This is a genomic window from Agromyces sp. P2_B3, from assembly GCF_056404815.1.
Genome location: NZ_JBFUDH010000002.1, coordinates 407,990 through 426,649 on the forward strand (window position 1 = coordinate 407,990; position 18,660 = coordinate 426,649).

Annotated in this window: 17 protein-coding genes and 1 tRNA gene; 9 read left to right on the top strand and 9 right to left on the bottom strand. The window is 73.9% G+C overall.

Annotation, left to right across the window (positions count from 1 at the left end):
- Positions 1 to 45 precede the first annotated feature (45 nt).
- Genes AC1DZA_RS04730 through AC1DZA_RS04760 form a run of 7 tightly spaced genes read left to right on the top strand, consistent with a single transcriptional unit; the run spans position 46 to position 7,085 of the window.
- Positions 46 to 624, top strand: coding sequence for an N-acetyltransferase family protein (locus AC1DZA_RS04730; RefSeq protein WP_476763773.1), 579 nt, complete (start codon positions 46 to 48; stop codon positions 622 to 624).
- Complete coding sequence (locus tag AC1DZA_RS04735) at positions 621 to 2,045, top strand: amidase (RefSeq protein ID WP_476771902.1); 1,425 nt, start codon at positions 621 to 623, stop codon at positions 2,043 to 2,045. The genes AC1DZA_RS04730 and AC1DZA_RS04735 overlap by 4 nt, the downstream gene beginning before the upstream one ends.
- Before the next feature lie 54 nt (positions 2,046 to 2,099).
- Positions 2,100 to 3,062 carry a siderophore-interacting protein gene (locus AC1DZA_RS04740; protein WP_476771903.1) on the top strand — a complete coding sequence of 321 codons (963 nt, stop codon included), beginning with the start codon at positions 2,100 to 2,102 and terminating at the stop codon, positions 3,060 to 3,062.
- 4 nt (positions 3,063 to 3,066) lie between these two features.
- A complete protein-coding gene (locus AC1DZA_RS04745; protein ID WP_476771904.1) occupies positions 3,067 to 4,143 on the top strand; it encodes a FecCD family ABC transporter permease in 1,077 nt (358 codons plus the stop codon).
- Positions 4,140 to 5,219: a FecCD family ABC transporter permease gene (locus AC1DZA_RS04750; RefSeq protein ID WP_476771905.1), complete on the top strand. Its 1,080-nt coding sequence runs from the start codon at positions 4,140 to 4,142 to the stop codon at positions 5,217 to 5,219. Before AC1DZA_RS04745 ends, AC1DZA_RS04750 begins: the two co-directional genes overlap by 4 nt.
- Positions 5,216 to 6,022 carry an ABC transporter ATP-binding protein gene (locus AC1DZA_RS04755; RefSeq protein ID WP_476771906.1) on the top strand — a complete coding sequence of 269 codons (807 nt, stop codon included), beginning with the start codon at positions 5,216 to 5,218 and terminating at the stop codon, positions 6,020 to 6,022. Before AC1DZA_RS04750 ends, AC1DZA_RS04755 begins: the two co-directional genes overlap by 4 nt.
- Positions 6,023 to 6,068: 46 nt before the next feature.
- Positions 6,069 to 7,085, top strand: coding sequence for an iron-siderophore ABC transporter substrate-binding protein (locus AC1DZA_RS04760; RefSeq protein WP_476771907.1), 1,017 nt, complete (start codon positions 6,069 to 6,071; stop codon positions 7,083 to 7,085).
- Between the two features lie 74 nt (positions 7,086 to 7,159).
- Here the strand turns inward: AC1DZA_RS04760 and AC1DZA_RS04765 are convergent, their stop codons facing one another.
- The 9 genes from AC1DZA_RS04765 to AC1DZA_RS04805 all read right to left on the bottom strand — a co-directional run bounded on the left by AC1DZA_RS04765 (position 7,160) and on the right by AC1DZA_RS04805 (position 15,801).
- Positions 7,160 to 7,552 (bottom strand): Fe-S oxidoreductase, encoded by a 393-nt coding sequence (locus AC1DZA_RS04765; protein ID WP_476771908.1) that lies wholly within the window; start codon positions 7,550 to 7,552, stop codon positions 7,160 to 7,162.
- Positions 7,549 to 9,030, bottom strand: coding sequence for a dihydrolipoyl dehydrogenase family protein (locus AC1DZA_RS04770; protein ID WP_476771909.1), 1,482 nt, complete (start codon positions 9,028 to 9,030; stop codon positions 7,549 to 7,551). The genes AC1DZA_RS04765 and AC1DZA_RS04770 overlap by 4 nt, the downstream gene beginning before the upstream one ends.
- Positions 9,031 to 9,098: 68 nt before the next feature.
- The gene (locus AC1DZA_RS04775; protein WP_476771910.1) at positions 9,099 to 9,962 is read right to left on the bottom strand and encodes an arginase family protein; all 864 of its coding nucleotides are present in this window, start codon (positions 9,960 to 9,962) and stop codon (positions 9,099 to 9,101) included.
- 32 nt (positions 9,963 to 9,994) lie between these two features.
- A complete protein-coding gene (locus tag AC1DZA_RS04780; RefSeq protein WP_476771911.1) occupies positions 9,995 to 10,648 on the bottom strand; it encodes a J domain-containing protein in 654 nt (217 codons plus the stop codon).
- A gap of 127 nt (positions 10,649 to 10,775) precedes the next feature.
- Positions 10,776 to 11,513: a PspA/IM30 family protein gene (locus AC1DZA_RS04785; RefSeq protein WP_476763707.1), complete on the bottom strand. Its 738-nt coding sequence runs from the start codon at positions 11,511 to 11,513 to the stop codon at positions 10,776 to 10,778.
- Between the two features lie 147 nt (positions 11,514 to 11,660).
- Positions 11,661 to 13,709, bottom strand: a complete 2,049-nt coding sequence (locus AC1DZA_RS04790) for a TPM domain-containing protein (RefSeq protein ID WP_476771912.1) — start codon at positions 13,707 to 13,709, stop codon at positions 11,661 to 11,663.
- Positions 13,710 to 13,842: 133 nt separating this feature from the next.
- A tRNA-Arg gene (locus tag AC1DZA_RS04795) sits at positions 13,843 to 13,915 on the bottom strand.
- Between the two features lie 51 nt (positions 13,916 to 13,966).
- Positions 13,967 to 15,163 (bottom strand): ROK family transcriptional regulator, encoded by a 1,197-nt coding sequence (locus AC1DZA_RS04800; protein WP_476771913.1) that lies wholly within the window; start codon positions 15,161 to 15,163, stop codon positions 13,967 to 13,969.
- A gap of 11 nt (positions 15,164 to 15,174) precedes the next feature.
- Positions 15,175 to 15,801: an iron ABC transporter ATP-binding protein gene (locus AC1DZA_RS04805; RefSeq protein ID WP_476762284.1), complete on the bottom strand. Its 627-nt coding sequence runs from the start codon at positions 15,799 to 15,801 to the stop codon at positions 15,175 to 15,177.
- Positions 15,802 to 15,840: 39 nt separating this feature from the next.
- On the opposite strand from AC1DZA_RS04805, the gene AC1DZA_RS04810 reads away from it, so the two are divergent.
- Positions 15,841 to 17,517 carry an arginine--tRNA ligase gene (locus tag AC1DZA_RS04810; RefSeq protein WP_476771914.1) on the top strand — a complete coding sequence of 559 codons (1,677 nt, stop codon included), beginning with the start codon at positions 15,841 to 15,843 and terminating at the stop codon, positions 17,515 to 17,517.
- Complete coding sequence (locus tag AC1DZA_RS04815) at positions 17,514 to 18,500, top strand: LmeA family phospholipid-binding protein (protein WP_476771915.1); 987 nt, start codon at positions 17,514 to 17,516, stop codon at positions 18,498 to 18,500. Before AC1DZA_RS04810 ends, AC1DZA_RS04815 begins: the two co-directional genes overlap by 4 nt.
- The last annotated feature ends 160 nt before the right edge of the window (positions 18,501 to 18,660 follow it).

Here is an 18,660-nt window from a genome sequence, read left to right on the forward strand (position 1 = left end):
CGCCAGGGGCATCCGGTGCCGCCCCTTCGGCGGTAGTCTGCTGCAATGCTCGAGGAGGAATACCAGGAACGGCGGGTCCTGCCGCGGCATCTCCGCAAGGCGCCCGAGCCCGAGAAGCCGTTCGACTTCACCATCCGTGACGCCGTGCTCGCCGACATGCCGGCCGTGCGGGAGATCTACAACTACTACGTCGCGAACTCCACGGTCACCTTCGACGAGGACGCGATGACCCTCAAGGAGTGGAAGGCGAAGTTCGCCTACCTCGACAAGCTCGGCATGCCCTTCCTCGTGGCCGAGTCGCCGAGCGGGCAGCTGCTGGGATACGCCCTGGTCGCGCCGTGGAAGCAGAAGCGCGCCTACCGCTACACCGTGGAGAACTCGATCTACCTCGGGCCCGCTGCGGCGGGCAAGGGCCTCGGCCGCGCTCTCCTGGCCGAGCTCATCGACCGCTCCAAGGCAGCGGGCCTGAAGGAGATCATCGCCGTGATCGCCGACCAGGGTGCCGACGCGTCGATCGCGCTGCACGAGAAGTTCGGCTTCCAGGAGATCGGCCGCATGGGCCGCGTCGGGTTCAAGTTCGACCGCTGGCTCGGCACGGTGCTGCTGCAGAAGTCGCTAAAATGACCGAGCTGCACGAGTACACCGCCCTCCAGCTCCACCAGCTGCTGCAGCGCCGTGAGGTGTCGCCGGTCGAACTGACACGCCACTACCTCGAGCGCATCGAGCGGCTCGACGGTGAGGTCGGCGCGTTCGCGACGGTGACGCCGGATGCCGCGCTCGCCCGGGCGCGCCACGTCGAGGAGCACGTGCCGACCGCCGCGCCGCTCTGGGGCATGCCGGTCGCCGACAAGGACCTCAACCGCCGCGCCGGCGTGCCGGCGGCATTCGGCTCGCGGGCCTTCGCCGGCTTCGTCCCCGACGAGTCCGACGACCTCGTGCAGGCGGTGGACGCGGCCGGTGCGGTGAGCCTCGGGAAGACCGCCACGCCCGAGTTCGGGCTCCCGTCGTACACGGAGGCGCTCGCGGGGGCCCCGACCCGGAACCCGTGGGACCTGACGCTCGGCGCGGGCGGCTCGAGCGGCGGCGCGGCGGCGGCCGTGGCATCCGGCATGCTGCCTTTCGCACCCGGCTCCGACGGGGGCGGGTCGATCCGCATCCCCGCGGCCGTGTGCGGACTCGTCGGGATGAAGCCGTCGCGAGGCCGCGTGCCGTCGGGATCCGGACTGGCCGGCCTCGCGGGCCTCGGTGTGGCCGGTCCGATCGCGCGCACGGTGGCCGACGCCGCGCTGCTCCTCGACGGGCTCATCGCGCCCCTCGGATACCCGGCCGCGCACCGGTTCGCGGTGCGCGCGCCCGGTGACGACGGCCCGTACCTCGGCGCGGCCATCCGCGGTGAGGGCCGGTTTCAGCTCGGGGTGATGACGGATTCCCCGTGGGACGACGCGTACGAGATCGACCTCGCCGAGGAGGCGCGCTCGGCCCTCGACCGCGCGATCGAGGCGTTCGAGGGGCTCGGCCACGGCATCGAGGCGATGGCGCCCGCGCCCGAGCCCGGGTATCCCGCGGCGTTCCGCACCATCTGGCAGGCGGGTGCGGCGACGATCCCGGTCGACGGTGCGGCCGAGTCGCTGCTCGAGCCGCTCACCCGGTGGCTGCTCGAGCGGGGGAGGGCTGTGCCGGCGCGGCAGCTCGCCGAGGCGCTCGCCTGGCTCGCCGGCTTCGAGGAGCGCACCATCCGCCGGTTCGCGCCGTTCGACGCCGTGCTGACCCCCGCGCTCGCGCTGACGCCGCCGGTCGTCGGCTGGTACGACGCCGACGACGGCGAGCGGAACTTCGCGCAGCAGGTGCAGGTCACGCCCTTCACGTCGTTCGTGAACGTGGCGGGGCTGCCCGCGATCACCGTCCCGGTCGAGGAGACCGCCGCCGGGGTGCCGATGGGCGTGCAGCTGATCGGCCGCCCCGGCGGCGAGGAGGTGCTCTTCGCCCTCGCCGCGCAGCTCGAGCGGCGCGTGCGTCGCGCACACCGGCATCCGCCCGTCTGGTGACGCCTCGACGTCTTCGGATGCACACGATCGGGTCGCGTGTGTAAGACTTAGGTAATGCTTACCTCACTCGTCGAAGCCGCGCCGCGCGAGCGCCCCGCCTACCGCAGCTTCCGCGTGCAGGTAGCCAGGGTCGAACGCCTCGCGCCGCACTTCACGAACGTGACCTTCGCGGGTGACGACCTCGAGGGATTCGGCACCGCCGGGCTCGACCAGCGCGTGAAGGTCGTGCTCCCGCTGCCCGAGATCGGCTTCGCGGCCTTCCCCGACGGCGACGACTGGTACGGCGCCTGGCGCGAGCTCCCCGCCGAGCTGCGGAACCCGTTCCGGACCTACACCGTGCGCGCCGTGCGCCCGCAGGCCCGCGAGGTCGACATCGTCTTCGTCGGCCACGGCGACGGCGGTCCGGCGTCCGCGTGGGCCGCGACGGCCGCGCCCGGCGACGAGATCGTGCTCATCGGACCCGACGAGCTGAGCCCCGGCCGCACCGTCGGCATCGACTGGCGCCCGGGCGTGGTCGACACGCTGCTGCTCGCCGGCGACGAGACGGCCGCCCCCGCGATCGCCTCGATCCTCGAGTCCCTGCCCGCCGATGCGAAGGGCATCGCCCTCATCGAGGTGCCCGCCGACGGCGACCGCCTCCCCGTGCGTGCGCCCGCCGGCGTCGAGGTGCGCTGGCTGTCCCGGGCGGATGCCGCAGCCCGGCACGGCGACCTCCTTGTGCCGGCCGTGCGCGACTGGGTCGTGCGCCACCTCACCGCCATCGGCGCCGCGCGTGCCGCCGACGCCGATGAGGCGGCCGCCGCGCTCGCCGCCGCAGAGCACGACGACCTGGCCGACACCCCGCTCTGGGACGTGCCCGAGGGGCACAGCCTCGACGGCGACTGCTACGCCTGGCTCGCCGGCGAGGCATCCGCCATCACGACGCTGCGCCGGTTCCTCGTGCGCGAGGCCGGCCTCGACCGCCGCCAGGTCGCGTTCATGGGCTACTGGCGCCTCGGTCGCGCCGAGCTCGACTGAGCAGGTGAGCGAACGGATGCCGCGTGCCGGGACGCTCGCGCCGACGACGGGCACGCCCGGGCAACCGGCACGCGGCCGTCGGCGCCGCCTTCCGCCGGGCGCGACGCTCGGCATCGCCGTCGGTCTGCTCGCCGTCGTCGCGATCGCGAGCCTCGCCATCGGAGCGCGGCAGATCCCGTTCGACGTGGTCGTGCAGGCGTTCACGTCCCCGGTTCCCGGTGACGCCGACCACGTGGTCGTGCGCGACCTCCGGCTGCCGCGCGCCGTCATCGGCATCATGGCGGGAGCCGCTCTCGGCGTCGTCGCGGCACTCCTGCAGGGCTCGACGCGCAACCCGCTCGCCGACCCGGGCCTGCTCGGCATCAACGCGGGCGCGTCCCTGGCGGTGGTCGTCGCCATCGCGTTCCTCGGCATCGCGTCGCCGTTCGGCTTCATCTGGTTCGCCTTCGGCGGGGCGGCCGTCGCCGCGGCCATCGTCTACGCGATCGGATCCAGCGGGGGAGCGGGCGCGAGCCCGGCCAAGCTCGCCCTCACGGGGGCCGCGCTGACGGCGGCGGCGACCCCGCTCATCACGCTCCTGCTCATCAGCGACGAGGGCACGCTGTCGCAGTACCGGTTCTGGTCGGTCGGCTCCCTCGCGGGACGCGGCATCGACACGGTCGTCGTGCTCTGGCCGTTCCTGGTCGTGGGACTCGTGCTGGCCGGCTGGCTCGCCGGGCGCCTCAACCTGCTCGCCCTCGGCGACGACGTGGCGCGCGGCCTGGGCGTGCGGCTCGCGACGACGCGGGTCGTCACCGCGGTCGCGGTCATCGTGCTCGCCGGCACGGCGACCTCGCTCGCGGGCCCCATCGCCCTGCTCGGCCTCGCCGTCGCGCACGCGGCTCGCGGCCTCGTCGGCGGCGACTACCGCTGGCTCACCCCGCTCGCCGGCGTGCTCGGCGCGATGGTGCTCCTCGCCGCCGACGTGATCGGCCGTGTCGTCGTGGCCCCCGCCGAGCTCGAGGCTGGCATCGTGGCCGCGATCGTCGGGGCACCGGTGCTCATCGCCCTCGTGCGTCGCGGCAGGGGGGCCACGCTGTGAGCGCGGCACCGGTCACGGCGCCCGCACCCGTCGGCGGGGCGATCGAGGCCATCGCGCAGCGCGTCGGCGCCGCGCGCACCCGGCGTCGCCGCCGGCTCACCGGCGTCCTCGTCGCGACCTCGCTCGCCGCGCTCGCCGCCGCGACCGCGTCGCTGCTCCTCGGCGCGGCCGGGCTCGGCCTGGGTGACGTGGTCGCTGCGCTGGTCGGCCAGGGGTCGCCGAAGGCGGAGTTCGTGATCCTCCGGCTCCGGCTGCCGCGCGTCCTGGCGGCGATCATCGCCGGCACGGCCCTCGGCCTTGGCGGCGCGCTCTTCCAGACGACGCTCCGCAACCCGCTCGCGAGCCCCGACATCCTCGGCGTCACCGGCGGCGCCAGCCTCGCAGCGGTCGGCTCGATGCTGCTCCTGGGGCTCGACGGGCCTGCCGTTTCGATCGCCGCCTTTGCGGGCGCGCTCGTCGTCGCCGCGCTGATGTGGGGCCTGGCCTGGCGCGACGGGCTCACCGGCATCCGCTTCGTGCTCGTCGGCATCGGCCTCGCGTCGATCGTGTCGGGCCTGCTCGGCTGGCTCATCACGCGCGCCGACGTGCGCGAGGCGTCGGAGGCGCTCGTCTGGATGGTCGGCGGCATCGGATCGATCGCCTGGCCCGAGCTCGCGACCGCGGGGGGCGCGCTCGTCGTGCTCCTCGTGCTCACGGCGCTGTTCTCGCCCCGGATGCCGCTCATCGCCCTCTCGGACGACAGCGCCCGTTCGCTCGGGCTCGACGCCACGCGCGCGCGGCTCGTGGCGATCGTGCTGGGCGTCGCGCTCGTCGCCGTGGCCACGGCCCTCGCCGGACCCATCGCGTTCGTCGCCCTCGTGGCGGCGCCCATCGCGCGGACGGTCGTGGGGAACGGGCAGGCCGCGCTCGCGGCATCCGCCCTCGTGGGCGCCGCCATCGTGCTCGTGGCCGACCTCGTGGCGCAGCACGCGTTCACGGGCGTCGCGGTGCCCGTGGGCATCGTCACGGGTCTCATCGGCGCGCCATACCTCCTCTGGCTGATCGCGAGGGGCAACCGGAAGGGATCGGACGGATGACCGCGACCGCATCGCACGGGCTGCGAGCCGAATCGATCACGCTCGCCTACGACGGCCGACGGGTCGTCGAGGGCCTCGACCTCGAGATCCCCGACGGACGCATCACGGCGATCGTGGGCCCCAACGCGAGCGGCAAGTCCACGTTGCTGCGGGGGCTCGCGCGCCTCATGCGCCCAGAGGCCGGACGGGTGACGCTCGACGGCCGCGACATCCGCTCGTATGCGCCCAAGGAGTTCGCCCGCCGCGTCGCGGTGCTGCCGCAGCAGCCGGTCGCGCCCGACGGCGTGCTCGTCGGAGAGCTCGTGTCGAGGGGCCGGCACCCGCACCGCGGCTGGTTCGGCGGGCGTTCGAGCGACGACGACCGCATCGTCGCCGAGGTGCTGGAGGCGACCGGCACGGCCGACCTGGCCGACCGGGCGGTGTCTGAGCTCTCGGGCGGCCAGCGGCAGCGCGTCTGGATCGCGATGGCACTCGCCCAGCGGGCCGGGATCGTGCTGCTCGACGAGCCGACGAGCTTCCTCGACGTGAGCCACCAGCTCGAGCTGCTCGACCTGCTCACCGAGTCGAACCGGCTGCACGGCACGACCGTGGTGATGGTGCTGCACGAGCTCAACCTCGCCGCGCGCTACGCCGACCACCTCGTCGTGGTCGACGGGGGACGTATCGCTGCCGCGGGCGCACCGGCCGCAGTGATGACCGCGGAGACGGTCGGTTCGGCCTTCGGCCTCGAGTGCGTCATCGCCGAGGATCCGGTGGCCGGTTCGCCCATGATCGTGCCGATCGGGCGGTTTCACCGGGCCTGAAGTTTAGGTTAGGCTAACCTCAATCCACCCCATCGAAAGGGACTTCATGCACGCCCGACGCACGATCGCCGTCATCGCCGCCGCCGCAGCGGCCGCCCTCACGCTCGCCGGCTGCTCCTCGGCCGCTCCCGAGGAGTCCGGCCCGGCCGCGGCATCCGACGGCACGTTCCCCATCACGATCGAGCACGCCTTCGGCGAGACGGAGATCCCCGCCGCGCCCGAGCGTGTCGCGACCTGGGGCTGGGGGAGCACCGAAGCCGCGCTCGCGGTCGGCGTCGTGCCCGTCGCGATGGCGCAGCAGTCGTACGGGGCGAACGCCGACGGCGTGCTGCCGTGGGTCGCCGACAAGCTCGACGAGCTCGGCGTCGAGACCCCGGTCATCCTCACCGACGACGGCGAGGCGCCGCCCTACGAGGAGCTCATCGAGGCCGCGCCCGACGTGATCCTCGCTCCCTACTCGGGCATCACCGAGGAGCAGTACGACCTCCTCAGCGAGATCGCGCCGACCGTCGCGTACCCCGACGAGCCGTGGACCACCCCGTGGCGCGAGACGGTGACCATCGTCGGCACCGCGCTGGGCAAGGCCGACGAGGCGCAGGCCGTGCTCGACGACCTCGACGCGCAGCTCGCCGCGCAGGCCGAGGCCCACCCCGAGCTCGACGGCAAGACCATCGCCGCGGTCTGGGACGTCGGCGGCACCTTCTACGTCTACACGCAGGAGGACTCGCGGGTGGAGTTCCTCTCCGCGTTCGGCATCGAGGACGCGCCCGCCGTCGCCGAGCTGGCGAACGGCGACTCGCCGTTCTTCTACACGCTGAGCTACGAGCAGCTCGACCAGCTCGACTCCGACCTGATCCTCAGCTACCACGACACCCAGGCCGAGGCCGACGCGTTCCTGCAGTCGGCGCCCATCCGGGCCATCCCCGCGGTCGCCCGCGGCCAGGTCGCCCAGGTCGTCGGCACCGAGCTCATCGCGGCCGTCTCGCCGCCGACGGCGCTCTCGCTCACCTACGGGCTCGACCAGCTCGTCGCGTCGCTCTCGGCCGCCGCGCAGGCGGGCTGAGCCGGCCACGCCGACCACGACCGACCTGAACGGCCCGGATGCCGCAGCACGCGGCATCCGGGCCGTTCTGCGTCTCAGCGGCGGGGCCGCCGACGCGGCAGGTATCCGCCGGCCTCGAGTCCGGCCTCGATCTCGAAGCGGTTCTGCAACGGATCGCGCCCGGCGATGAGGTAGAGCAGCGGGAAGAGCATCCCGTGCGTCAGCCACTGCTGCTTGTGCACCGCCTCGTGGCCGAGCACCACCTCGCCCGCGTTCCGGTCGGTGAGGTAGCACCCGCCCACGCAGGAGCCGCCGCGTCCGAAGGTCCACTTCGGCATGCCCGTGAAGACGAAGAGCCCCTGGCGTCGCTCGATCGGGCCCGTGCTCCAGAGGAACCCCCAGGTGAATCCGACCAGGGTCGCCCACCAGTAGCCGGCGCGGCTGATGGCGGAGTCGGTCAGCCGGATCGTCACCCGCCGCTCGCTCATGCGGCCGCCTCGGGCCGGCCGAGGTCCTCGAGCAGGCGCAGCCACACCTCGCTCATGGTGGGGAACGACGGCACCGCGTGCCAGAGCCGCGCGACGGGCACTTCACCCACCACGGCGATCGTCGCCGCGTGCACCAGCTCGGCGACGTCCTGGCCGACGAACGTGGCCCCGATGACGACGTCGCGCTCGGCGTCGATCACGAGACGGGCACGGCCGTCGTAGCCGTCGGCAAGGATGCCGGCGCCGCTCGCGGACTGCATCGGCACGTCGGCGATCCGGATCGCACGGCCCGCCTTCGCGGCATCCGCCTCGGTCAGCCCGACCGACGCGCACTCGGGCTCGGCGAACACCACCTGCGGCACCGCGGCGTGGTCGGCGGTGGCCACGTGCACGCCCCACGGCGACACGTCGACCGGTCGCCCGAGCGCCCTGGCCGCGATGAGGTCGCCGGCGGCGCGGCCCTGGTACTTGCCCTGGTGGGTGAGCAGCGCACGGTGGTTGACGTCGCCGACGGCGTAGAGCCAGTCGCGGCCGTCGCCGTCGCCGTCGGCGCCGTGGCCGTCGCCACCGTTGCCTTCGACGCCGCGGACGACCATCGTGTCATCGACGTCGAGCCAGGTTCCGGGCTCGAGGCCCACGGTCTCCAGGCCCGCTCCGTCGGTGCGGGGTCGCCGTCCGGTCGCGACCAGGACCTCGTCGGCGATCACCGTGGAGCCGTCGTCGAGGGTCAGGACCACCTCGTCGTCGCCGTTCCGCTCGACCCGCGTCGGCGTGATGCCGAGTCGCACCGTGGCGCCGAGGCCGCGCAGGCCGGCGGCCACCGCCTCTCCTGCGAAGGGCTCCATGCCGCCGAGCAGTCCGCTCCTGGCCAGCACCGTCACCTGGGTGCCGAAGCCGGCGAACGCCGTCGCCATCTCGACGGCGACCACGCCGCCGCCGATGACGGCGAGGCGGGTGGGTGGCTCTTTGACGCTGGTGGCGTCGCGGCTCGTCCAGGGTCGCGCGGCGGCGAGCCCGTCGATGGGCGGTACGACCGGATCGGATCCGGTCGACACCACCACGGCGTGGCGGGCCACGAGCGTCGTCTCGCCGTCGTCGGCGTGCGTCACCACGACCCGGCGCGGCCCGTCGATGCGACCGTGACCGCGTTCGAGCTGGATGCCCACGCTCGCCACCCAATCGGCCGCGCCGTGGTCGTCCCAGTCGGAGACCCAGTAGTCACGGCGGCGGAGCACGGCGGCGACGTCGAGTTCACCCGTGATCGCCTCCGCAGCTCCGGGCACGCGCCGCGCGGCGCGGAGCACGGCCGCACTGCGAAGGAGTGTCTTCGACGGCACGCAGGCCCAGTACGAGCACTCGCCGCCCACGAGCTCGTGCTCGACGAGCACCACCTCGAGTCCGCCGGCCCTGGCCCGGTCGGCCACGTTCTCACCGACCGGCCCGGCGCCGATCACGACGACGTCCACCTCGCGCTCCATGCGTCTCCCTCCGGGCCCGATCGCGGCCGGGCAGCCATGGCCAGCCTAGGCAGGCGGGGGGACCCGCGTCACGCGTCGGTCGCCGTCCGCGTGCCGCCGGCCGACGTGAGCGCCGCCACGATGCGCAGGATCGTGGGCAGGTCGTCTTCGGCGGCCTCGGCCGAGCGCGGCGCGAACCCGGCGATCGCCGCCCCCGCGAGCGGGAACCGCGCGGCGACCGCTCGCAGGAGCGCGACGAGGGCGGTCGTGTCGACGCCGAAGGGCATCGGGTACGACAGGCCGGCCAGTGCCGACGGGTCGAGCACGTCGAGGTCGACGTGCACGAACACCTGACCGGCCCCGGTCTGCTCCAGCGCGGCGACGACCGCCGTGGGGTCGAGGAGGTCCTCGACGGTGAGCACGCTGACGGCGTGCTCGTCGATGAAGCGGGCCTCCTCGTCGTCGATCGCGCGGACGCCGCCGAGCACGAGCCGGGCGGGCGGGATGCGCGTCTCGGCGTCGAGCGCGAGCCCGTCGGCGCCCTCGCCGGCGATCGCCCGCAGGGTCATCCCGCCGAAGCCGCCCGACGGGGACGACTCGGGCGTGTTCAGGTCGGGGTGCGCGTCGAGCCAGAGCACGGCGAGGTCGCCGCCGCTGCGGCGTGAGGCGTGCGCGACCGCCGCGAGCGACGCGCCGCAGTCGCCGCCGATCGTGAGCGCCCAGTCGGGCACCTGCGCGAGCGCCTCCTCGGTGCGCTCGCGCACCCGGAGCAGGGCGCTGTAGCGGCGCACCCCCGAGCCGAGCTCGTCGCCGGCCTCCACCGGGACCTCGACGAGGACGGTCGCGGAGGCAGGCAGATCGCCGAGGATCGCGGCGGCACCGTCGGCATGGCTCATCGCGCGCGACGACACGGAGCCCTGCCACTGGGGAACGACGACGAAGGTTGCGGGCATGCCTCACAGTATCGCGCGGGCGCCCGACGTCGTCACTGGTCGGGGAAGCGCACCAGGCGGGCCTGCACGGCGAGCCCGAAGCTCGCCACCATCATGAATCCGAGCCCGAGCAGGCCGCCCACCGTCGTGGCGAGCACCACGGCCACGCCGTTGACGGCGATGAGGACCAGCGTCGTGTTCCAGAGCCACCGTCGCCCGGTGAGGCCCGTCGCGATGGCGGATGCCGCGAGCAGCACGACGCGCAGCCACAGGTCGACCGGCTGCCACACCGGGAGGCCGGACAGGGCGAGCACCGCGCCGATGACGAGGAGCAGCGTCCACGTGGCGAACAGCCCCCAGCTGGCCGGCACGGGACGCACCGAAGCCACGACGTCCACGACGTGCTCGTCGACGATCCGCACCCGCGTACCGGTCCTCGGATACCCCGGACCGTCGTCGCCCGACGGGTCGTCGGCGCCGGGTCGTCCGCCGCCGCCCGCGCGGCTCGCGGCGGAGCGCAGCAGCACCTCCTTGGCCAGGGTCGCATCGACGAAGCGCTCGCTCGACGCCTGCACCGTCGAGGGCGCTGCGCCGATGGCCCGGTCGGGATGGAGCTCGCGGGCGAGGCGCCGGTAGGCGTGGTCGATCTCGGGCTCGTCCGCATCGGGTGCGACACCCAGCACCTCGGCCGCCTCATCCGGCGTCATGCCCGAACGTTACCGCGTCACGCTGGGATCGCGCTTCGCGTCTACGGGCCCGGGTCGTCGCGAGTTGCGGCGGCGAGACACGGATGCCGCGGGCACCCGTGCGCCCGCGGCATCCGTGTGCTCGTGCTCAGCCCGAGATGGCGCCCTGCGACGATCCTCCGGCCTTCAGCGCGGCGAGCCGTGCGTCGACCTCGGTGAGCTCGCCGAGGTCGTCGAGCTCGTTGAACTGCGCGTCGAGGCTGGATGCGGCGAGCTCGCTCTGTCCGCGCACGACGGCCTCCTCGCGGCGGATCTTGTCCTCGAACCGGCCGATCTCGCTGGTCGGGTCGAGGATGTCGATGGACTTGACGGCGTCGTTCACCTGCCGCTGCGCCTGGGCGGTCTTCGCCCGCGCGATCAGCTCGGACCGCTTGTTCTGGAGCTGGACCAGCTTCTCCTTCATGCCGTTGAGCCCCGACTTGAGCTTGTCGACAACCTCGGTCTGCGCCGCGATCTGGGGCTCGGCGGCGCGCGCCTCGTTCTCGGCGGAGATCTGGCGGCTCAGGGCGACCTTGGCGAGGTTGTCGAACTTGTCCCCGCCGGACGCGTCGCCGGCCGAACGAAGCTCGTCGCCCTTGCGGCTGGCAGCGAGCGCCTTCTCGCCCCACTCGCGGGACGCCTCGACGTCCTCGCGGTGGTCGTCCTCGAGGAGGCGCAGGTTGCCGATGGTCTCGGCGATCGCGGCCTCGGCGTCGGCGATGCTGTTGGTGTAGTCGCGCACCATCTGGTCGAGCATCTTCTGCGGGTCCTCTGCCTCGTCGATGAGCGAGTTGATGTTCGCCCGCATGAGCTGCGAGATGCGGCCGAAGATGGACTGCTTAGCCATGGTGGTTCCTTTCGGTGATGGTCGGTCGTGGTCGGTCGTGGTCTGTGGTGGTGAGTCGTCGTGGTCGGGTGGTGGTGATCGTGGTCCGTCGTGGTGATCGTCGGGCCCTGCCGGGTGTGGCTCAGGCCGGCGGCTGCATCGTGGAGCTCAGAATCGGCCTCCGCCCCCGCGACGCGACCGCGTGCCCGAGCCTCCGAAGCTCCCGGGCGACCGCCGGCCGCCTCCGCCGAAGCCTCCGCCGAAGCCGCCGCTGCTCCGACCGCCTCCGCCGCCGCCGAAGATGCCGCCGCCGCCTCCGCCGCCGCCGCCGAGCATCGAGTTGATGAGGATGCCGCCGAGCACGGCCCCGAACACGTCGCCGCCCCGTCCGCCGCCCTGGGGCATGCCGCCGTAGCCGCCGCCGAACCCGCCGCCTCCGCCGTAGGCGGTGTCGAACCCGCCCACGTCCTGCTGGGCGAGCGACATGGCCGTGCCGGCGAGGGACTCGGCCCGCTGGGCGGTGCTGAGCGCCGCAGCCGGATCCACGGATGCCAGTCCCTCGGCTTCGACGAGCAGGCGCCCGGCCTCGGCGAGGCGGGTCCGCGCTTCGGCGCCCACCGCGCCGCGTCGGGCGACGAGGTAGTCCTCGGCCGCCTGCACCTGGGCGCGGGCGGTGGCCAGCGAGCGCCCGAGCTGGGCCTGCGCGCGCTCGAGCCGCACGGCCTGGTCGCGGGCGCCGGCGATCGCGGCGTCGATCTCGGCGTTGACCTGCTGGATCCGTGCGTTCGCCGCGAGCGGGTCGCGGCCCGGCCCCGTCATCCCGGCGCGGATGGCCGCGGCGTCCGACGCCACGCGGTCGGCGAGCGATGCGATGGCCGGGTCGCCGAGTCCGCGCCCGGTCTGCACGTCGCGCTCGAGGTCGGCGACGCCCGCCTCGACGGCCCGGTCGGCCGTCGACAGGTCGGCGGCGAGGCGGTCGACGGCGTCGACGAGGAGGCTCGCCTGGTCGACGGACTCCTCGGCGGCGCGGATGCCGACGGCCGCGTCGCCCGATCGTCCGGCTGCGACGGCGGCGGCCGCCTCCGAGAGCTCCTGCTCGGCGAAGGCCAGCCGGGCCTGCGCCTGGGACTGGTTGTCGGCGACGGGCGCGAGGGCGGATGCCGCGTACTGGGCTGCGAGGGCGGCGAGACGTTCGCCGGCCGGGCCGACGCGGGCCGCCGCGGCATCCGCTTCACCGCGCACGCGCTGGAGCTCGGCCGGCGCGTTGCGTTCGAGCGCGCGGAGGGCGTCGAACCGCTCGGCCTGCTCGTCGAGCAGCGCGTCGGCCTCGCCGGCCAGGCGGGTGATGCCGCCGTACCAGGCGCGGCGTTCCGCGTCGGTGTCGGGATCGACGTCGTCGAGCTGCTGCTGCAGCGCGAACGCCTCGGCCAGCTTGGCCTTCGCGCCGTCGAGGGCGGTGCGGAAGGGGGCGGTGGCCTCTTCGCCGTAGGAGGCGACCGCGAAGCCGAGCTCCTCCTCGCTCGTCTTCACGGCGTCGTCGGCCTGCACGAGCGCGCTGCCGGCCTGCCGGCGGAGTTCCTCGATGGACGGCGGGGGAGGCCCTGCGGGCTCGGCTCCGGTCGCGCCCTCGGTGCCCTGCCGGCGTCGGCGACGGGAGAGCACGATGGCGATGACGCCCACGACGATCGCCACGATGACGATGAACCAGACCCAGCCCCACCCGCTGGAGCCGCCACCGCCGCTGCCGCCGCCGAGTGCGTCGGCTGCCGCGATCGCCGCGCCGGCCCAGTCGCCGTCGCGCAGCTCGGGCTCGATGACGTCCTGGCTGATGCGCTGCAGGTCGGCGTCGGACAGGGAGGCCTCCGAGTCGGCCGAGAGGTAGTAGGTGCGCCCGTCGACCGCGACGGCGAGCAGGTAGTCCTCGGCACCCATGTTGTTCGCGATCGCGGTGTCGTTGGCCCACGCGTCGGCGGCCTCGGGATTCGTGAACTCGCTCACGTAGGCGACGAAGAGCTGCCGCCCGCTCGCGTCCGCGTTGGCGTCGATCGCCGCCTCGACCTCGTCGAGCCGCGCGCCCAGGGCACCGACCGTGTCGACGACGGGGCTCGCGCCGAACTCGACCGGATCCTCAGCCCAGGCGGCCACCGGGGCGCCGAGCGCGAGCACCGCTCCGATGAGGATTCCGAGAACCGTGGACTTCCGACGTGACGACGCCATGCACCAGTGCCTTCCCCGACCGAGCGGACCCCATCGAGTCTATGGTCGGTGCGGATGCCGCGTCCACGCCGTCGGGCGCTGGACAGCACTGCGGGCCGAGCGCATACCCGCGCATCGGCCCGCCATGTGTGAGTGCCCCCGGAGGGATTCGAACCCCCGACCTACGGTACCGGAAACCGGCGCTCTATCCCCTGAGCTACGGAGGCGCACAGCAGAAGACACTATCACTGCCGGGGGCGTCGCTCCGACACCAAGGGTCAGGCGAGGCTGACGCTCGCGACGGTGTCGAGGAGCTCCTCGCGCACGCGCCCTGCGAGCACGATGCGGGCGCCCCGGAGCACGGCGTCGCCGGGCACCCGGGTCGCGACCACGTCGGGGTACCACCGGCTGATGCGCCGGATCGCACGGCCGACCTCGTCGGCGAACGCGTCGCCGCCGAGGCCCGCGGTCGGCCCGGCGAGCACGAGCCGGCCGGGATCGAGCGTGGCGAGCAGGGGCAGGGCCACCCAGGCCACGCGCTCGGCGAGGTCGTGGAACACCGCCCGACGTGCCGCCTCGGCCTCGGGCGCCGCGAGTGCGGCCCGAGCCGCATGGTAGCCGTGCACGTCGAGGCCGTGATGACGCGCGAGGAGCGCCACCGCGCGCCCGCCCACGAGGTCCTGCGAGGTGCGGGCGCTCGGGTCGAGGGCGTGCGCGTCGACGGGCACCGGGAGGAAGCCGATCTCGCCCGCGCCGCCGAAGCTGCCGCGGTGCAGGTCGCCCGCGACGTCGAACGAGGCGCCGACGCCGTTGCCGAGCCAAAGGAGGGCGAACACGTCACTGTCCGCGCCGGCGCCGTGCTCGCGCTCCGAGACGGCCGCGAGGTTCACGTCGTTCTCCACGTACACCGAGCGCGCGAGCTCCTCCTCGAGGATCGACTTCAGTCCGCGCACCGGCCAGCCGGGCAGGGTCTCGCTGAACAGCTCGCCCGTGGGCCCGGGGTCGACGTACCCCGGGATGCCCACGCAGATGGAGTGCACCACGGCGGGATCCGTGCCGGCCGCAGCGCTCGCCTCGGCGATCGCCCGCGACACCTCCTCGACGGCGGATCGCTCCGTGGGATCACGCGGGAGCTCGATGCGGATGATCGGGCGGTCGGCGCCGGTCGCGTCGACGACGCTCGCCCGGAGCTCGAACGCGTCGAGGTCGAGGGCGACTCCGAGCGGCCGGTCGGTGCGGGCCGCGTAGACCACCGCACTGCGGCCGGCCGAGCCGGACGTGGTCCCGCGTTCCTCGATGCAGCCGGCCGCGAGCAGGCGCGACATCATCTGCGACGCCGTCGGCTTCGAGACGCCGACGAGCTCGCAGATGCGGTTGCGGGTGAGCGGGCCGTGGTCGAGGAGGACGGCGAGGCCCGCGCGGTCGTTCACGGCCCCCAGCCAGGAGGGCGTGCCGGTCGCGGAGTTGGCCGTCACGGTGCTGCCCGTCAGGCCGCCGGCAGGTTGCCGAGCACGGCGGTCACGAGCTGCTGGGCGTCGCCCGGCTCGAAGATCGCGGCGGAGTCGACCACGATCCAGTAGGGGCCGTGGAACACCTGCGCCTCGCCGGTGCCGCCCGCCTGCAGGAAGTACCCCTCGACGTCGGGGGGCGTGCCGTAGGTGGGCACGGGCTTGCTCGTCGTCGCGGCCGCGTTGCGGCGGGCCTCGCCCGCGGTGGTGGTCGGCGTGGCGACGGCGATCTCGATGACCTCGCCGCTCGTCTGGTTGAGGTAGCCGCAGGCCGTGCCCTCGTCCTCCTCGACGACGGCGACGACGTTGGCCGCCGACGGCTCGTAGCCGGGGTCGGTGCCGAAGTTCGGGTTGAACGCGTAGAGCTGGTCGGCGGTGACGAGCGCGTCGCAGTCGATCGCGAACGGGATCGCGGGCTCGGCCGTCTCGGTCGGCTCGGGCGCGGCGGTCGGGCTCGCGGACGCCGTGGCCGTGCCGGTCGGCGCCTCGGACCCGCTGGGTTCGGCGGGCCCGGGGGTGCAGCCGGCGAGCAACGCGACGGATGCCGCGGCGAGCAGTGCGAGGCCGGAGGAACGGATTCGGAAGGGCGAAAGCGAGCGCGGCATGTGACGAACCCTACCAACCACGACCGGTAGGATTTGCGGGTGACTCCTGACGATCTTTCGCGTGCCCTGTTCGACCTGGTGAACGGCCTCGTCGCGCGACGTCGGGAGGCCGGATCCGAGGTCGAGCTGGAGCTCGTGCCGTCCCAGGTCACCCTCGAACGGCCCAAGCTGCGCGAGCACGGCGACTGGGCCTCGAGCATCGCGATGCGGGTGGCGAAGCCCCTCGGGTCCAACCCGCGCGAGATCGCCACCGAGCTCGCCGCAGACCTGGGCGGCATCGACGGCGTGGCGAGCGCCGAGGTGGCCGGGCCGGGGTTCATCAACATCCGGCTGGATGCCGCGGCGGCGGGTGCGCTCGCGAAGGCCATCGTCGACGCGGGGCCGGCCTACGGGCACGGCGACTCGCTCGCCGGCGGCGCGCGCATCAACCTCGAGTTCGTCTCGGCGAACCCGACCGGCCCCCTCCACATCGGCCACACCCGCTGGGCCGCGCTCGGCGACTCGATCGGCCGGGTGCTCCGTGCCGCGGGTGCCGAGGTCGCCAACGAGTACTACATCAACGACGCCGGCACGCAGATGGACAACTTCGGCCTGTCCGTGCTGGCGGCCGCGAAGGGCGAGCCCACCCCCGAGGGCGGCTACCCGGGAAGCTACATCGCCGACCTCGCTGCCCGGGTGCTCGAGCGCGAGCCGAACCTCCTCGAACTCGACGAGGCCGTCGCGCTGCACACCGCCACCGAGATCGCCTACGAGCTCCAGCTCGACGAGATCCGCGCGTCGCTCGACCGGTTCAACGTGCACTTCGACGTCTGGACGAGCGAGCGCCGGCTGCAGGTGAAGGGCGACGACGGCCTGTCCGACGTCGACACCGCCGTCGAGCGCCTGCGCGCGCAGGGCCACGTCTTCGACGAGGACGACGCGGTGTGGGTGCGCACGACCGACTTCGGCGACGACAAGGACCGGGTGATCCGCCGCAGCAACGGCGCCTACACGTACTTCGCGGCCGACGCGGCCTACTACCTCGACAAGGGCGACCGCGGCTTCGCGCACAAGATCTACCTCCTCGGCGCCGACCACCACGGCTACGTGCACCGGCTCCGCGCGCTCGCCGGAGCGGCGGGCGACGACCCCGAGCGCGACATCGAGGTGCTCATCGGCCAGCTCGTGAGCATCAACGGCGCCAAGCTCTCCAAGCGCGCCGGCAACATCATCGAGCTCGACGACCTGCAGGCCTGGCTCGGCACCGATGCGCTGCGCTACACCCTCGCGCGCTACCCCGCCGACTCGCCGCTCACCATCGACCCCGAGATCCTCACCCGTCGCACGAACGACAATCCCGTCTTCTACGTGCAGTACGCCCACGCGCGCACGGCCGCGGTCGACCGCAACGCGGCATCCGTCGGCCTCGACCGCTCGTCGTTCGCGCCCGAGCTGCTCGGGCACGAGACGGAGTCGGCGCTGCTCGGCGCCCTGCAGGAGTTCCCGCGCATCGTGGTGCAGGCCGCAGAGCTGCGCGAGCCGCACCGGGTCGCGCGCTACATCGAGGAGCTCGCCGGGCTCTACCACCGCTGGTACGACAACTGCCGGGTGCTGCCCCTCGGCGACGAACCGATCGGCGACCTCCATCGCACGAGGCTCTGGCTGAACGACGCGACGGGCCAGGTCATCCGCAACGGCCTCGACCTGCTCGGCGTCTCCGCTCCGGAGCGGATGTGAGCGCCGGGCCGGGCCGCGACGACGAGTCGCAGCCGACGGATGCCGCAGCCGACGACCAGGGGGCCACGGCCGTGATCCCCGCCGACGAGCAGGCGACCGAGGTGATCGCGCCCGCGACCGCCACGCCGGCCGCGCCCGCCCCGGCCGCTGCACCCGCGCCGGCCGCGGATCCCGCAGTCGCTGAGGCCGACGCCGACGCCGACGCCGATGCCGCGCCCCGGCGCCGCCGGCTCTCGCGCGCCGCCCGCGTCTGGATCACCGTGGTCGCGATCGTGGTCGCCCTCGTCGCGCTCGTCGTGGTCGCGGACATCGTCATCCGCAACGTCGCCGAGGCCCGCGTCGCCCAGGAGATCCAGGCGAACCTGCCCGACGAGGTGAGCGGCGACGTCGACGTCACGATCGGCGGCTTCTCGGTGCTCGCGCAGTACCTCTCGGGCAGCATGGAGCAGGTGGAGCTCTCGGCCCCCGCGCTCGCCGTGCAGGGCGTGCCGGTCAGCGTCGACGTGGTCGCCCAAGACGTTCCCGTCGACCTCGCGTCGCCGGTCGGGCAGCTGACCGCCACCATCCAGGCGTCGCCCGAGGCGGTCAACCAGCTCGTGGCCTCGCAGGGCATCGAGGGCGTCGACGGCGACCTGACGTTCGGCGACGGCACCGTCGGCTACACCGGTTCCATGAGCCTGCTCGGCTTCCCGATCGACTACACGGTCACGGCGCGGCCCACCGCGGCGGGCGACACGGTGCTGCTCGAGCCGGTCGGCGTGGAGCTCGGCAGCGGCGGCGGCTCGTTCGACGTGTCGGGCCTCGTCGACCGGCTGCTCGGCGACGACCCGGTGCCCGTGTGCGTCGCCCAGTACCTTCCCGAGGGCGTCGAGGTGCAGCAGATCGCGGTCGCCCCGACCGGCGCGGTGGTCACGCTCGAGGGCGACGGCCTGCGCCTCGACCAGGCCACGCTCTCGCAGACGGGCTCCTGCCCCGCCCGCTGATCGGCCATGCGTGCCCGCGGCGGACCCGCGGCCGGGCACGACGCGGTCCGTCACCCGATTTCGGCGGGCCACCGGGGCCTCGATAGACTCGCGGGCAAGGCCGCCCCACAAGGGCGGTACGCAGCAGGCTTCAGGAACCAATCCGGGTTCGCTCGCCGCG